This window comes from Aquabacterium sp. TM01 (genome assembly GCF_057808345.1).
Genome location: NZ_AP046529.1, coordinates 3,348,414 through 3,364,360, shown reverse-complemented (window position 1 = coordinate 3,364,360; position 15,947 = coordinate 3,348,414). Strand labels below are relative to the sequence as shown.

The 15,947-nt window shown below is 64.7% G+C and carries 12 protein-coding genes; 10 read left to right on the top strand and 2 right to left on the bottom strand.

Annotated elements, in window-relative coordinates; translation table 11 throughout:
- Positions 1–127: 127 nt before the first annotated feature.
- The 8 genes from gltB to AC3WW4_RS15475 all read left to right on the top strand — a co-directional run bounded on the left by gltB (position 128) and on the right by AC3WW4_RS15475 (position 10,451).
- Positions 128–4,828 carry a glutamate synthase large subunit gene (gltB, locus tag AC3WW4_RS15510; RefSeq protein WP_488829779.1) on the top strand — a complete coding sequence of 1,567 codons (4,701 nt, stop codon included), beginning with the start codon at positions 128–130 and terminating at the stop codon, positions 4,826–4,828.
- Between the two features lie 22 nt (positions 4,829–4,850).
- Positions 4,851–6,314, top strand: coding sequence for a glutamate synthase subunit beta (locus AC3WW4_RS15505; protein ID WP_488829351.1), 1,464 nt, complete (start codon positions 4,851–4,853; stop codon positions 6,312–6,314).
- A 104-nt stretch (positions 6,315–6,418) separates the two neighbouring features.
- Positions 6,419–7,264 carry an ABC transporter ATP-binding protein gene (locus tag AC3WW4_RS15500; RefSeq protein WP_488829778.1) on the top strand — a complete coding sequence of 282 codons (846 nt, stop codon included), beginning with the start codon at positions 6,419–6,421 and terminating at the stop codon, positions 7,262–7,264.
- Positions 7,264–8,046, top strand: a complete 783-nt coding sequence (gene mlaE / locus AC3WW4_RS15495; RefSeq protein ID WP_488829777.1) for a lipid asymmetry maintenance ABC transporter permease subunit MlaE — start codon at positions 7,264–7,266, stop codon at positions 8,044–8,046. Before AC3WW4_RS15500 ends, mlaE begins: the two co-directional genes overlap by 1 nt.
- Positions 8,047–8,073: 27 nt before the next feature.
- Positions 8,074–8,562, top strand: coding sequence for an outer membrane lipid asymmetry maintenance protein MlaD (gene mlaD, locus AC3WW4_RS15490; protein ID WP_488829350.1), 489 nt, complete (start codon positions 8,074–8,076; stop codon positions 8,560–8,562).
- Positions 8,559–9,371, top strand: coding sequence for an MlaA family lipoprotein (locus AC3WW4_RS15485; RefSeq protein ID WP_488829349.1), 813 nt, complete (start codon positions 8,559–8,561; stop codon positions 9,369–9,371). The genes mlaD and AC3WW4_RS15485 overlap by 4 nt, the downstream gene beginning before the upstream one ends.
- 132 nt (positions 9,372–9,503) lie before the next feature.
- A complete protein-coding gene (locus AC3WW4_RS15480; protein WP_488829348.1) occupies positions 9,504–10,160 on the top strand; it encodes an MlaC/ttg2D family ABC transporter substrate-binding protein in 657 nt (218 codons plus the stop codon).
- 3 nt (positions 10,161–10,163) lie between these two features.
- Positions 10,164–10,451 carry an STAS domain-containing protein gene (locus tag AC3WW4_RS15475; protein ID WP_339583123.1) on the top strand — a complete coding sequence of 96 codons (288 nt, stop codon included), beginning with the start codon at positions 10,164–10,166 and terminating at the stop codon, positions 10,449–10,451.
- A 36-nt stretch (positions 10,452–10,487) separates the two neighbouring features.
- On the opposite strand, the gene zwf is transcribed toward AC3WW4_RS15475, so the two are convergent.
- Positions 10,488–11,957, bottom strand: a complete 1,470-nt coding sequence (gene zwf, locus AC3WW4_RS15470; RefSeq protein ID WP_488829347.1) for a glucose-6-phosphate dehydrogenase — start codon at positions 11,955–11,957, stop codon at positions 10,488–10,490.
- A 165-nt stretch (positions 11,958–12,122) separates the two neighbouring features.
- On the opposite strand from zwf, the gene tal reads away from it, so the two are divergent.
- Entirely contained in the window at positions 12,123–13,070 is a 948-nt protein-coding gene (gene tal, locus AC3WW4_RS15465; protein ID WP_488829346.1) for a transaldolase, read from the top strand.
- A 17-nt stretch (positions 13,071–13,087) separates the two neighbouring features.
- The gene (gene pgi / locus AC3WW4_RS15460) at positions 13,088–14,734 is read left to right on the top strand and encodes a glucose-6-phosphate isomerase (protein WP_488829345.1); all 1,647 of its coding nucleotides are present in this window, start codon (positions 13,088–13,090) and stop codon (positions 14,732–14,734) included.
- Positions 14,735–14,798: 64 nt separating this feature from the next.
- On the opposite strand, the gene rpoH is transcribed toward pgi, so the two are convergent.
- On the bottom strand, positions 14,799–15,725 hold the full coding sequence (rpoH, locus tag AC3WW4_RS15455; RefSeq protein ID WP_488829344.1) for an RNA polymerase sigma factor RpoH: 927 nt from the start codon (positions 15,723–15,725) through the stop codon (positions 14,799–14,801).
- Positions 15,726–15,947: the final 222 nt, after the last annotated feature.

Here is a 15,947-nt window from a genome sequence, read left to right as displayed (position 1 = left end):
ACCAGAGTATCCTCGCCGCTCACCGCGTTGTTTTTCCACACTTACTCTGGAGCGCCCCCCCATGACCCAGGCGACTTCGGGAACCTCGTTCCCTATCCTCCCCGTGTCTGACGCAGCCGCCACCTCCGTGGCCACCGCGCAGGAAATCCAGGCCGCAGCCGAACTGGGCCTGTACGCCAACGCCGAGCACGATGCGTGCGGCGTGGGCTTCGTCGCTCACATCAAGGGCCTCAAGGCACACCACATCGTGCAACAGGGTCTGAAGATCCTGGAAAACATCGACCACCGCGGCGCTGTGGGTGCCGATGCGCTGATGGGCGACGGGGCCGGTCTGCTGATCCAGATCCCCGACGAGTTCTACCGTGCCGAAATGGCCAAGCAGGGCGTCGAGTTGCCTCCGCCCGGCGAGTACGGCGTCGGCATGATCTTCCTGCCCAAGGAAAGCGCCTCGCGCCAAGCCTGCGAGCAAGAGCTCGAGCGCGCCATCAAGGCCGAAGGCCAGGTGCTGCTGGGCTGGCGTGACGTGCCGGTCGATCGCGACATGCCCATGTCGCCCACCGTGCGCGAAAAAGAGCCGGTCATCCGCCAGGTCTTCATCGGCCGTGGTCACGACATCCTGGTGCCCGATGCCCTGGAGCGCAAGCTCTACGTCATCCGCAAGACGGCGTCCTCCAAGATCCAGAGCCTGAACCTGACGCACAGCCACGAGTATTACGTGCCCAGCATGTCGTGCCGCACCATCATCTACAAGGGCCTGCTGCTGGCCGACCAGGTCGGCAAGTACTACCTCGACCTGCGTGACGAGCGCGTGGTCTCGGCCCTGGCTCTGGTGCACCAGCGCTTCTCGACCAACACCTTCCCCGAGTGGCCGTTGGCTCACCCGTACCGCATGGTCGCCCACAACGGTGAAATCAACACCGTCAAGGGCAACTTCAACTGGATGCGCGCCCGTGAAGGCGTGATGAAGTCGCCCGTGCTGGGCGATGACCTCAAGAAGCTGTACCCGATCAGCCTGGACGGCCAGTCCGATACCGCCACGTTCGACAACGCGCTCGAACTGCTGACGATGTCCGGCTACCCCCTGGCCCAGGCCGCCATGATGATGATCCCGGAAGCCTGGGAACAGCATGCGACCATGGACGAGCGCCGCCGCGCCTTCTACGAGTACCACGCCGCCATGATGGAGCCGTGGGACGGCCCTGCCGCCATGGTCTTCACCGACGGCCGCCAGATCGGCGCCACGCTGGACCGCAACGGCCTGCGTCCCGCCCGTTTCATCATCACCGATGACGATCTGGTCGTGCTGGCCTCTGAGTCCGGCGTGCTGCCCATCCCCGAGAACAAGATCGTCAAGAAGTGGCGCCTGCAACCGGGCAAGATGTTCCTGATCGACTTTGAACAAGGTCGCATCATCGAAGACGAAGAGCTCAAGGCTCAGTACGCTTCGGCCAAGCCTTACCGTCAGTGGATCGAGAACGTCCGCATCAAGCTCGACAGCATCGAAGCCACCGGCGCCGCCGGTGAGTTCAGCGAGTCGCTGCTCGACCGCCAGCAAGCTTTCGGCTTCACCCAGGAAGACATCAAGTTCCTGATGGCCCCGATGGCCACCAACGGCGAAGAAGCCACCGGCTCCATGGGCAACGACTCGCCCCTGGCCGTGCTGTCGGACAAGAACAAGCCGCTGTACAACTACTTCAAGCAGCTGTTCGCCCAGGTGACCAACCCCCCCATCGACCCGATCCGCGAAGCCGTGGTGATGTCGCTGGTGTCCTTCGTCGGTCCCAAGCCCAACCTGCTCGACATCAACGCGGTGAACCCGCCGATGCGCCTCGAAGTGTCCCAGCCCGTGCTGGACTTCAAGGACATGGCCCGCCTGCGCAACATCGAAAAGCACACCAGCGGCAAGTTCAAGGCCTACGAAATCGACATCACCTACCCCGCTGCCTGGGGTCATGAAGGTGTCGAAGCGCGTCTGGCCTCGCTGTGTGCCGAAGCTGTCGAAGCCATCCAGTCCGGTCACAACATCCTGATCGTGACCGATCGCAAGATGGACCGCGCCAACATCGCCATCCCGGCGCTGCTGGCCCTGTCGGCCATCCACCACCATCTGGTCCGCAAGGGTCTGCGCACCTCGACCGGTCTGGTCGTGGAGACCGGTACCGCCCGCGAAGTGCACCACTTCGCCGTGCTGGCCGGCTATGGCGCCGAAGCCGTGCACCCCTATCTGGCGATGGAAACCCTGGCTGACATGGCCAAGGACCTGCCGGGCGAGTTGTCGGCCGACAAGGCCATCTACAACTACACCAAGGCCATCGGCAAGGGTCTCTCGAAGATCATGTCCAAGATGGGCATCAGCACGTACATGTCGTACTGCGGCGCTCAGATCTTCGAAGCCATTGGTCTGAACAAGGAACTGATCGACAAGTACTTCCGTGGCACCCCCACGCAAGTCGGTGGCATCGGTGTGTTCGAAGTGGCCGAAGAAGCCATCCGCAACCACAAGGCGGCGTTCGGGACCGACCCGGTGCTGGCCAACATGCTGGAAACCGGTGGTGAGTACGCCTGGCGTGCCCGCGGTGAAGAGCACATGTGGACGCCGGACGCGATCGCCAAGCTGCAGCACGCCACGCGCTCGGGCAAGTTCGACACCTACAAGGAATACGCTCAGATCATCAACGACCAGAGCAAGCGCCACCTGACGTTGCGCGGTCTGTTCGAGTTCAAGATCGACCCGGCCAAGGCGATTCCCGTCGAGGAAGTCGAATCCGCGGCCGAGATCGTCAAGCGCTTCGCCACCGGCGCCATGTCGCTGGGCTCGATCTCGACCGAAGCCCACTCGACCCTGGCCCTGGCCATGAACCGCATCGGCGGCAAGAGCAACACCGGTGAAGGCGGCGAAGACGAGAACCGTTATCGCAACGAGCTCAAGGGTATCAAGATCGTCAAGGGCACCAAGGTGTCGGACGTGATCGGCGCCTCGCGCATCGAAGCCGACTACGAGATGCAAGAAGGCGACAGCCTGCGCTCGAAGATCAAGCAAGTGGCCTCGGGTCGCTTTGGTGTGACCACCGAGTACCTGGTGTCGGCCGACCAGATCCAGATCAAGATGGCCCAGGGCGCCAAGCCCGGTGAAGGCGGTCAGCTGCCCGGCGGCAAGGTCTCCGAGTACATCGGCAAGCTGCGTCACTCGGTGCCGGGTGTGGGCCTGATCTCGCCCCCGCCGCACCACGACATCTACTCGATCGAGGACCTGGCTCAGCTGATCCACGATCTGAAGAACGTCAACCCCAAGGCCGACGTGTCGGTCAAGCTGGTGTCCGAAGTGGGCGTCGGCACGGTGGCGACCGGTGTGGCCAAGGCCAAGGCCGACCACATCGTGATCGCCGGTCACGACGGCGGCACGGGCGCTTCGCCTTGGTCGTCGATCAAGCACTGCGGCACGCCGTGGGAGCTGGGCCTGGCTGAAACCCAGCAGACCCTGGTGCTGAACCGCCTGCGCGGCCGCGTCCGTGTGCAGACCGACGGTCAGATCAAGACCGGCCGTGACGTGGTCATCGGCGGCCTGCTGGGCGCTGACGAATTCGGCTTCGCGACCGCGCCGCTGGTCGTCGAAGGCTGCATCATGATGCGCAAGTGCCACCTGAACACCTGCCCGGTGGGCGTGGCCACGCAAGACCCGGTGCTGCGGCAGAAGTTCTCTGGCAAGCCCGAGCACGTCGTGAACTACTTCTTCTTCGTGGCCGAAGAAGCGCGTCAGATCATGGCCCAGCTGGGCATCCGCAAGTTCGACGAGCTGATCGGCCGTGCCGACCTGCTGGACACCCGCAAGGGCGTCGCGCACTGGAAGGCGCAGGGCCTGGACTTCAGCCGCGTTTTTGCACTGCCCCCAGTGCCGGCCGATGTGCCTCGTCTGCACGTGTCGACGCAAGACCACGGCCTGGACAAGGCCCTGGACCAACGCCTGATCGAGAAGGCCAAGCCCGCCATCGAGCGCGGCGAAGCCGTCAAGTTCATGGAGGTGGCCAAGAACGTCAACCGCACCGTCGGCGCCATGCTGTCGGGCGAGCTGATCAAGCACCACCCCGATGGTCTGCCTGACGACACCGTGTTCATCCAGATGGAAGGCACGGGCGGCCAGTCCTTCGGCGCCTTCCTGGCCAAGGGCATCACCCTGTACCTGATCGGTGAAGCCAACGACTACACCGGCAAGGGCCTGTCGGGTGGCCGCGTGATCGTGCGTCCGAGCATCGAGTTCCGCGGCAACGCCACCGACAACATCATCGTGGGCAACACCGTGCTGTACGGTGCCACCAGCGGTGAGGCTTTCTTCCGCGGCGTGGGCGGCGAGCGCTTTGGCGTGCGTCTGTCCGGTGCCACGGCGGTGGTCGAAGGCACGGGTGACCACGGTTGTGAATACATGACCGGTGGCACGGTGGCGGTGCTGGGCAAGACCGGCCGCAACTTCGCGGCGGGCATGTCCGGTGGCGTGGCTTACGTCTACGACGAAGATGGTCTGTTTGCCAAGCGCGTCAACACCGCTCAGGTGGCGTTGGACAAGGTCTTGCCGGCTGCCGAGCAGTTGGACGCGGGCATCCCGATGCACCAGGGTGTGGCCGATGAGGTCGCACTCAAGAAGCTCATCGAAGACCATCACCGCTGGACCGGCTCGCTGCGTGCCCGCGAGATCCTGGACAACTGGTCGGCTCAGCTGCCCAAGTTCGTCAAGGTCTTCCCGCACGAGTACCGCCGCGCCCTGACCGAGAAGGGTGCCCAGCAAGAAGCAACGGCCGCCGTCGCCAAGGCCAAGTCCGCCAAGGCCAAGGCCTGAAGCGCACGATCAGGAGTTTGAAATGGGAAAAGTCACTGGCTTTCTGGAATTCGAGCGTCTGGAAGAGGGCTACGAGCCCGTCGAGAAGCGCGTCAAGAACTACAAGGAGTTCGTCATTGGTCTGAAGCCTGAAGAGGCCAAGGTCCAGGGCGCACGTTGCATGGACTGCGGTACCCCGTTTTGCAACAACGGCTGCCCGGTCAACAACATCATCCCGGACTTCAACGACCTGGTGTACCAGGGCGACTGGCAGAACGCGATCGAGGTGCTGCACTCGACCAACAACTTCCCCGACTTCACCGGTCGGGTCTGCCCGGCGCCTTGCGAAGCCGCTTGCGTGTTGAACATCAACAACGACGCCGTGGGCATCAAGTCGATCGAACACGCGATCATCGACCGCGCCTGGGCCGAAGGTTGGGTCAAGCCGCTGCCGGCTGCCGTCAAGACCGGCAAGAAGGTCGCCGTTGTGGGCTCCGGCCCTGCCGGCATGGCCGCTGCGCAGCAACTGGCCCGCGCCGGCCACGCGGTGACCGTGTTCGAGAAGAACGACACCATCGGGGGCCTGCTGCGTTTCGGCATCCCCGACTTCAAGTTCGACAAGTCGCACATCGACCGTCGCGTCAAGCAGATGGAAGCCGAAGGCGTGGTCTTCAAGACCAACACCATCGTCGGCGAGATGCCCAAGGGCTCCAAGGTCACCAACTGGGCCAAGGACACCGTCAGCCCCGAGCAACTGAACCAGGATTTCGATGCCGTGATCCTGGCCGGGGGCTCCGAGCAGTCGCGTGACCTGCCGGTGCCGGGCCGCGACCTGGCCGGCATCCACTTCGCGATGGAGTTCCTGCCCCAGCAGAACCGCGTCAACGCGGGCGGCAAGGTCAAGGACCAGATCATGGCCACGGGCAAGAACGTGATCGTGATCGGTGGCGGTGACACCGGCTCCGACTGCGTGGGCACCTCCAACCGCCATGGCGCCAAGAGCGTGATCCAGTTCGAGCTGATGCCTCAGCCGCCTGTGGAAGAGGATCGTCCGCTGACCTGGCCTTATTGGCCGATCAAGCTGCGCACCTCGTCGAGCCACGAAGAAGGTTGCGACCGCGAGTTCGCCATCGCCACGAAGGAATTCATTGGCGAAGGTGGCAAGGTCACGGCGGTCAAGACCGTGCGCGTCGAGTTCAAGAACGGCAAGTTCGAAGAAGTCGCCGGCTCGGAGCAGATCCTCAAGGCCGATCTGGTGCTGCTGGCCATGGGCTTCGTGAACCCGGTGGACACGCTGCTGAGCGGTTTTGGCGTCGAGAAGGATGCCCGTGGCAACGCCAAGGCCTCGACCGACGTCGGCGGCTACAAGACCAATGCCGCCAAGGTGTTCGCCGCCGGTGACGTGCGCCGTGGCCAGTCTCTGGTGGTGTGGGCGATCCGCGAAGGCCGTCAGGCTGCCCGCGAGGTCGACGCCTTCCTGATGGGCTCGACCACGCTGCCGCGTTGACCCCACAGTGCATTGCGCCTTTACGACGGCGCACTCAGCGGGGATGCGTGAATCCCCTATGATCCTGGGGCCAGTGACCTTCACTGGCCCTTTTTTTCATGGCCATGTCACAAGTTGAAACCACGCCTTCTCCGTCTGTAGCTGCCGCGGCCCCCGAGCCGTTGGTGGCCTTGCGCGCGGTCACCTGTGGTTATGGCGACCGGGTGATCCTGTCCGATCTCAATTTGGTGGTGCCACGCGGCCAGGTGGTGGCCTTGATGGGCACCTCAGGTGGCGGCAAAACCACAGTGTTGCGCCTCATCGGTCGCCAATTGACCCCCTTGTCGGGGCAGGTGATGCTCGATGGGCAAGACATGGCCCAATTGGACGCGAACGGGTTGATGGCCGCTCGCCGGCGCATGGGCATGCTGTTCCAGTTTGGTGCGCTGTTCACCGACCTGTCGGTGTTCGAGAACGTCGCCTTTCCGCTGCGTGAACACACCAAGTTGCCCGAATCCATCTTGCGCGACCTGGTGCTGATGAAGCTCAATGCCGTGGGCCTGCGCGGTGCGCGCGACCTGATGCCCAGCGAAATTTCGGGCGGCATGGCCCGGCGCGTGGCCTTGGCGCGGGCCATGGCGCTCGACCCCGAGCTCATGCTGTACGACGAGCCCTTTGCCGGCCTGGACCCGATCTCGATGGGGGTGTCGGCCCGCCTGATCCGCGAGCTCAATGACACGATGGGGCTCACCAGCGTGCTGGTGTCCCACGACGTCGAAGAAACCTTCCTGATTGCCGACCACGTGGTGCTGCTGGCCAATGGCCGCATCGTGGCCCAGGGCACCCCGGCCGAGATGCGCGCCAGCAGTGACCCGCTGGTGCGCCAGTTCGTGGACGCCGCCCCCGATGGGCCGGTGCGCTTCCACCACCCGGCCGTCGATGCCGGTCATGATTTCGGAGTGCGCGGATGATGTCATGGCTCAATCCGTCCCGCGTCGGGCGGGCCGTACGCCTCAAGTTGAACGACGTGGGCTATGGCGCACGTCTGTTCATGCGCCTGTTGCTGTCATTGGGGGCCACCCTCAAGCGCCCGCGCTTGCTCACCGAGCAGATCTTTTTCCTGGGCAACTATTCGCTGGCCATCATCACGGTGTCCGGGGCCTTTGTGGGCTTCGTGCTCGGGCTGCAGGGCTACTACATCTTGCAAAGCTATGGCTCCAGCGAGGCGCTGGGCTTGATGGTGGCGCTGTCCCTGGTGCGCGAACTGGGGCCGGTGGTGGCCGCCTTGCTGTTTGCTGGCCGCGCCGGCACCGCGCTGACGGCGGGCATCGGCCTCATGAAGGCGGGCGAGCAGTTGTCGGCCATGGAGATGATGGGGGTGGACCCCATCCAGCGGGTGCTGGCGCCGCGCTTCTGGGGTGGCGTGATCGCCATGCCGCTGCTGGCGGCGGTGTTCTCGGCGGTGGGCGTGCTGGGCGGCTGGGTCGTGGGCGTGGTCATGATCGGGGTGGACGACGGCGCCTTCTGGTCGCAGATGCAAAACGGTGTCGAGGTGTGGGCCGACGTGGGCAACGGCATGCTCAAGAGCCTGGTCTTCGGCTTCACGGTCACCTTTGTGGCGCTGCTGCAGGGGCATGAATGCGAGCCGACGCCCGAAGGCGTGTCGCTGGCGACCACCCGTACCGTGGTGATGGCTTCCCTGGCCGTGCTGGGGCTGGATTTTGTGTTGACGGCCATGATGTTCTCGATCTGATCGAGCGCGGTCGCAAGGACGAACGATATGCAGAAATCAAAACATGACGTGTGGGTCGGCATCTTCGTGATGCTGGGGGCGGCGGCGATCGTCTTTCTGGCCCTGAAAGCCGGCAACCTGCTGACCTTGTCGTTTGAATCGGGCTACAAGGTGGCGGCCCTGTTCGACAACATTGGCGGGCTCAAGCCCAAGGCGGCGGTCAAGAGCGCGGGCGTGGTCGTGGGCCGCGTCACGGCCATCTCGTTTGACAACGAAACCTTCCAGGCGAAGGTCGAGATCGAGATGAACCAGGGCGCTGCCTTCCCCAAAGACACCTCGGCCAAGATCCTGACGGCCGGTTTGCTGGGCGAGCAGTACATTGGCCTGGAGCCGGGCTACGGCGAGACCAATCTGGTGGCGGGCGACGTCATCAAGAGCACCCAGTCGGCCATCGTGCTGGAAAACCTGATCAGTCAGTTCCTCTACAGCAAGGCCGCTGAGGGTGGCAAAGATGGCGGTAAGGACGGTGGCAAATGAGCGTGCTTGATCGCTGTCTGGGGCGGCGTGCCCGTGCGCTGGTGTGCACCGTGAGCCTGCCGGTGGTGTTGGCCCTGTCTGGTTGTGCCACCGCTCATTCGCCCGACCCGCTGGAGTCGTGGAACCGGGGCGTGTTCTCGTTCAACGAAACGGTGGACGTCCACGTGCTCAAGCCCGTGGCCGAAGGCTATGTGAAGGTCACGCCCGATCCGGTTCGCACCGGCGTGCGCAACTTCTTTGGCAACATCGGCGACGTCTGGTCGTCGGTGAACCTGTTCCTGCAGGGACGATTCAAGGAGGGAGCCGCCAGCACCATGCGGGTCGCCGTGAACTCGACCCTGGGGCTGGGCGGTTTGATCGACCTGGCCACGCCCATGCGCCTGGAGCGCTTCAACGAAGACCTGGGGCAGACGCTGGGTGTGTGGGGGGCTCCCTCGGGCGCTTACATCGTCTGGCCGATCATGGGGCCCTCGTCGGTGCGTGACTCGGCCAACATCGCCAGCAGCGTGTATTTCTCGGCCACGACCCTGGTGGACGGTGCCCGTGAGGACAACCTGATTCGCTTGCTCAACGCCGTCAGTACCCGTGCGGCTTACTTGTCAGCCACCGACTTGCTCGATGGGGTGGCGCTGGACAAGTACACCTTCACGCGGGATGCCTACCTGCAGCGTCGCCAGAGCCTGATCGAAGACAGTCGCCCACCGTCGGACGAGGAGGATGAAGTGCCGCAGCCTCGCTACGACCTGCCCGAGACAGAAGAGGAGGCGGCAGCCGCGGCCGCCGCTGCTTCGGCGGCCAGTGCCCCCTGACACGGCCGCACTGGCAGACCGGCGCCCAGCGCTCGCCCCAAACCAGATGATCCGGTCATCCTGTCTGCCCGTTGGGGCGTTAAAGGACAGAGGTCAGGATCGCAGAAAGGACTCCTTGTGTTGCATTCCCGTATGTTCGCTGTTCGTGTGGTGAGTTCGGCCCTCTTGGCCGTATCGGCCTTGGGCGTCTCCCAGGCGTGGGCACAAGCGGCGCCGTCTCAGGTCGCCGCACCGGCTCAAACGCCGGAAGCCTTCATCCAGTCGATCACCAATGAGGTGATGACCACAGTCAAATCCGACAAGGCCATTCAGTCGGGTGACCTGCGCAAGATCTCAGCCGTGGTCGATGCCAAGATCATGCCGAATGTGAACTTCGTGCGCATGACCGCGGCCGCGGTCGGGCCGGCTTGGCGCCGTGCCACGCCCGACCAGCGTCAGCGTCTGCAAAACGAGTTCAAGACCTTGCTGGTGCACACCTATGCCGGCGCGGCCTCCCAGGTCAAGGATCAGGTCATCGAGTACCTGCCGTCGCGTGCTCACGCCAGCGACACGGATGTGATCGTGCGCACCGTGGTCAAGGGCAAGGGCGACCCCATTCAGTTGAACTACCGCTTGGAAAAGGCCGGTAGCACCTGGAAGGTGTATGACGTGAACGTGCTGGGTGCCTGGTTGGTGCAGACCCACCAGAGCAGCTTTGCGCAGGAGATCAATGCCTCGGGCATTGATGGCCTGATCTCCAAGCTGGCCGAACGCAATCGCCAGTTGGTGGCCAAGAACGCGGCGAACTGAGCCATGTTGTTGTTGCCTGCCGTCATCACGCACGCCGAAGTGCCGCATGTGTTGCGTCTGTTTCGCCAGACGCTGGACCAGGCTGCGGCCCAAGGGGGCACGGAAGCGGCCATGCTGACGGTGGACGGCGCGGCCTTGCAGCAGTTTGACTCCAGCGCCTTGGCCGTGCTGCTGGAGTGTCAGCGCATGGCGCGGGCCAATGGCCGTGCCTTTGCGGTGCAGCACCTGCCCGCCAAACTGACCGAGTTGGCCCGCCTGTACGGCGTCGACGGGCTCTTGCAATCAGCTTGATCGTCGTCACCCCGGGTCACTTCGGGGCTGACTGCTTCAGCTCTCTTCCGTCCAGGTGAAGCCATCGCGGGCGACCAGCGCGCTGGCTGCGGCGGGGCCCCAGGTGCCGGCGCTGTAGGGGCGCAGGCCGCTGGCATCCTGATGCCAGGCCTCCAAAATGGGTTCGACCCAGCGCCAGGCCTGTTCTTGCTCGTCCGAGCGCACAAACAGGTTCAACCGGCCCGCCAAGGCATCAAGCAGCATGCGCTCGTAAGCCCCCACCCGGTCGGTGGGGAAGGCTTGGTCGAAATCCAGGTCCAGCGAGACCGGAAACAGGTGCTCGGCTTGGCCGATCGTCTGGTCGGTGCCGACGGCGCCTTTGGCTGCCAACAGGTGCAATTGCAGGCCGTCGTCAGGCTGTAGTTTGATCACCAGCTTGTTGGGCGCCTGGGTGCCCGAGAAGATCGAGTGGGGCGTGGGGCGAAAGTTCACCACGATCTCGGCATGGCGGTGCGCCAGGCGCTTGCCGGTGCGCAGGTAGAAGGGCACGCCCGCCCAGCGCCAGTTCTGGATCTCGCAGCGCAGGGCCACGAAGGTTTCGGTGACGCTGCCTGGCGGCACCTTGGCCTCGTCCAGGTAGCCAGGGACGGCCACACCCTCGACCGTGCCGGCACGGTACTGGCCGCGCACCACATCGCGCGCCACCGAGGCGGCGTCGAAGGGCTTGAGCGAGCGCAGCACCTTGAGCTTTTCGTCGCGGATCGCGTCGGCATCGGCACTGGACGGGGGCTCCATCGCGACCATGGTCAGCAACTGCAGCGCATGGTTCTGGATCATGTCGCGCAGGGCGCCGGTGCGGTCGTAAAAGTCGCCCCGGGTGCCTACGCCCAGGCTTTCGGCCAGCGTGATCTGGATGTTGGCAATGCTCTCGCGGCGCCACAGGGGCTCGAACAGCACGTTGCCGAAGCGCAAGGCCATCAGGTTCTGCACCGAGGGCTTGCCGAGGTAGTGGTCGATGCGCAGGGCCTGGCGTTCGCTGAACACGGCCCGCACAGCCCGGTTGATGGTTTGTGCCGAGGCCAGGTCATGCCCGAGGGGCTTTTCCAGTACCACGCGCACGCCGGGGTGGTTGAGCCCGGCGGCACCGAGTTGCTCGCAGATGACCGGGAAGAGGTGCGGGCTGGTGGCGAGGTACATCACCACGGTGTCGGCGCTGCGACCGTCCAGCCACTGCTTCAGCAACTGGTAATCGTTGGGCTGGGACAGGTCCATGCGCAGGTAATGCACTTGGGCGGCAAAGCGCTCGAACTCGTCTTCGGTGGGGCGCTTGGCGCGGTCGTCACCGGTGGCGAGCTTGTCTTTGAGCCACTGGCGGTAGCTGGCATCGGTGCGCTCGTCGCGGGCGACCGCGAGGATGCGACCTTGCGCGGGCAGCTTGCCGTGGCGCCAGGCTTGGAACAACGCTGGCATGAGCTTGCGCCAGGTCAGATCGCCCGTGCCACCGAAAAAAACCAGATCAAAGGACATCGAAGGGGCCTGATAAAGGGGGAGTGCGCTCATTCCAGGGGCCGCACGGCGCGCCTGTCATGATTTTGGAGACAGAATGTGGCTTCACGATAAGCCAAATTCAGGATGCTGGTCGATCTCGGTTCGATGCGGGGTCGGAGCCAGTCCATTTCACCTTGTTTTCCCATGACCTCGCAACTCGATCAGCTCAAGGCCTGCACCACAGTGGTCGCCGACACCGGTGACTTCAAGCAATTGGCCCAGTTCACCCCGCAAGACGCCACGACCAACCCCTCCTTGATCCTCAAGGCGGTGCAAAAGCCCGAGTACGCGCCCTTGCTGGCCGAGGTGGTGGCCGCGCACCGTGGTGCGCCGCTGGATGCGATCGTGGACCAGGTGCTGGTGCGCTTTGGGCTGGAGATCCTGAAGGTGGTGCCCGGTCGCGTGTCGACCGAAGTGGACGCCCGCCTGAGCTTTGACACCGAGGCCACGCTGGTGCGGGCGCGGCGCCTGATCGCCCTGTACGAAGCGGCCGGCGTTGCCCGCGCCCGTGTGCTGATCAAGATTGCCGCCACCTGGGAAGGCATCCAGGCCGCCCGCGTGCTGGAGCAAGAGGGCATTCACTGCAACCTGACGCTGCTGTTCGCCTTTGCGCAGGCGCGGGCCTGTGGCGACGCCAGCGTCCGGCTGATCTCGCCCTTCGTGGGCCGCATCTACGACTGGTACAAGAAGTCGGCCGGTGCCGCCTGGGACGAGACCGCGCAGGCCGGTGTCAACGACCCGGGCGTGCAGTCGGTCAGCCGCATCTACAGCTACTACAAGGCCCATGGGGTGCGCACCGAGGTGATGGGGGCGAGCTTCCGCAATGTGGGGCAGATTCTGGCCCTGGCCGGTTGCGATCTGTTGACCATCAGCCCGGACCTGCTGGCGCAGTTGCAGGCCAGCGAGGCCCCGGTGGTGCGTCAGTTGGTGTCCCCCACCCACGTGGAGGCCGCCGAGGCGCCCTTGAGCGAGGCGGCCTTCCGCTACGCGCTCAACGACGATGCGATGGCCACCGAGAAGCTGGCCGAGGGCATCCGCGCGTTCGCCGTCGATGCGGGCAAGCTGGACGCCCTGATCGAGGCGCAGCGCTGAGCGGGGAGAGTGAGAGCATGACGTCTCCCCGTTGTGACCAGACCGTGGCTTGGGCGGCCTTGCATGGGCATTACCAGGCCCATGGGGCCACGCTGGACCTGCGCACCCTGTTTGCCGACGACCCGCGCCGCGTGGAGGCCCTGACCTTCGAGGCGCCCGAGGTGGTGGTGGACCTGTCAAGGGTGCACTGGGACGTGGCCACGCGTCGCCACCTGCTGGACCTGGCGCACGAGTGCCGGCTCACCGAGCGGCGCGACGCGATGTTGCGCGGTGAGCTGGTCAATGGCTCCGAGGGGAGGGCGGTGCTGCATACGGCCCTGCGCGCGCCACGCGGCCAGGGCCCGTTCAGCGACGAGGTGCACGCGGTGCTCGACCAGATGCTGGCCTTCGCCGATGGGGTGGCAGCCAGCGCCGGTGGGCCGAACCCGGGCGACATCCACGATGTGGTGAACATCGGCATCGGCGGCTCCGACCTGGGGCCGCAGATGGTGGTGATGGCGCTGGAAGCCTTTGCCAACCCGCGCCTGCGCTGCCATTTCGTCTCGAACATCGATGGTCAGGACCTGGCGGGCGTGTTGCGGCAGGTTGACCCGAAGCACACACTGTTCATCGTGGCGTCCAAGACCTTCTCGACGCAAGAGACCATGGTGAACGCACGCACGGCGCGCCAGTGGTTTCTGGACCAAGGTGGCACGGACATTGCCCGCCACTTTGTGGCCACGACCTCGAATGTCGAGGCCGCCGCCGCCTTTGGCATCACCCGTACCTTCGGATTCTGGGACTGGGTGGGCGGGCGGTTTTCGCTGTGGTCGGCCATTGGCTTGCCCATTGCGCTGGCGCTGGGTAGTCGGCATTTTCGCGCGCTGCTTGATGGCGCCCACGCGATGGACCGGCACTTTGCGTCGGCCCCGTCCGAGGCGAACCTGCCGCTGTGGCTGGGCCTGATGGACGTCTGGAATCGCAACTTCAAGGGCTACACCAGCCGCTGCGTGGCACCGTATCACCATGGGTTGCGCCGTTTGCCAGCCTATTTGCAGCAGCTGGTGATGGAGAGCAATGGCAAGGGCGTGGACCGTCATGGGCAGCCGCTCACCTATGCCACCAGTGAGGTGGTGTGGGGCGAGCCGGGCGTCAACGGCCAGCATGCGTTTTTCCAGCTGCTGCACCAGGGCACCGATGTGATCCCGGTGGAGTTCATCCTCTTCAAGGGCCTGCCCCTGCGCGATGCCGGGCAGCTGTCACCCGCCGTGCAGGAGATGCTGCACCGTCAGCACCAGATGTTGCTGGCCAACGGGCTGGCGCAGGCTCAGGCGCTGATGTGGGGCAAGACCACCGAACAGGCTGCGCATGAGGTGGCACCGACCGCCTCGAAAGATGTGCCGCCCCAGGTCATTGCGCGCCATCGCACATTTCCGGGTAACCGCCCCAGCCTGACGATGGTGATCGACGCGCTGACCCCGCGCTCTCTGGGCGCCCTGATCGCGCTGCACGAGCACCGGGTGCTCGTGAGTGGCGCCCTGTGGGGCATCAACTCCTTTGACCAATGGGGCGTGGAGTTGGGCAAGGCGATGAGCAACGACCTGCTGCCGCGTCTGGACAGCGGTGATGTGAGCGGCTTGGATCCGGCCACGGCGGCGATGATCGCGCGGCTGCGCGGCGCCTGAATCAGGCCCACCCCAGCCGTGACAGCAAGTGCGCCAGCTCGCAGGCTGGCGCTGCTGCGCTGGATCAGGCGTCGACGACCTCGGTGAGGGCCTTGCGCATTTTCTTCATGGCGGCCACCTCGATCTGACGGATGCGTTCGGCGCTGACGCCGTACTCGGCGGCCAGCTCGTGCAAGGTCATGCCGCCCGAACCGTCGTCATTGACCTGCAGCCAGCGCTCTTCCACGATGCGGCGGCTGCGGGCGTCCAGCTGGTCGAGCGCCAGGGCGATGCCATCGCTGGCCAGCCAGTCGCGGCGATGGGCTTCGATCACGCGGGTCGGCTCATGCACTTCGTCGGCCAAGTAGGCCAGCGGGGCCACAGGGGCATCTCCGTCGTCATCGGTGGGGGCTTCCAGGGCCACATCACCGCCGGCCATGCGGGTTTCCATCTCGATGACGTCTTCCGGGCGCACGTTGAGCTCGGTGGCCATGCGCTGGATGTCGTGTTCGGACAGGCAGGCCCGGCCCACGTTCACCGCGTCGGCTTCACCCTTGAACTGGTGCTTGAGCGAGCGCAGGTTGAAAAACAGCTTGCGCTGCGCCTTGGTGGTGGCCACCTTGACCATGCGCCAGTTTTTCAGGATGTATTCGTGGATCTCGGCCTTGATCCAGTGCATGGCGTAGCTCACCAAGCGCACACCTTGATCCGGATCGAAGCGCTTGACGGCCTTCATCAAGCCGACGTTGCCTTCCTGGATCAGGTCGCCTTGCGGCAGGCCGTAGCCCAGGTACTGACGGGAGATGGACACGACCAGACGCAGGTGCGAGAGCACCAGCTTGGAGGCGGCTTGCAGGTCCTGCTGGTCACGCAGACGACGCGCCAGGGACTGCTCCTCGTCGGCCTCCAGCATGGGGATGGCCTGGACCGAGCGGATGTACGCGTCCAAGTTGCCCAGTGAGGGCACCACACTCCAAGGGTCACGGGGGGCAAGGGCGGTCGTCAGGGTCATGGCTGGTCCTTTCGTGGATCCTTCTCGGGCAATGTTAGCACTCGTAGGGTCAGAGTGCTAAAGCGTGCCAAAGTTCCCAGGCGCAGTGTGGTATTTTGCATTTGAACAAATGTTTATGATGGAAACGTGACCACTTTCAGCAGACTCAATCTGCGCAGCGGGCCAGGTGCCCATTACCAGCTGATCGCCAAGTTGGCGCACGGTGAGGTGGTGCGCACCGTG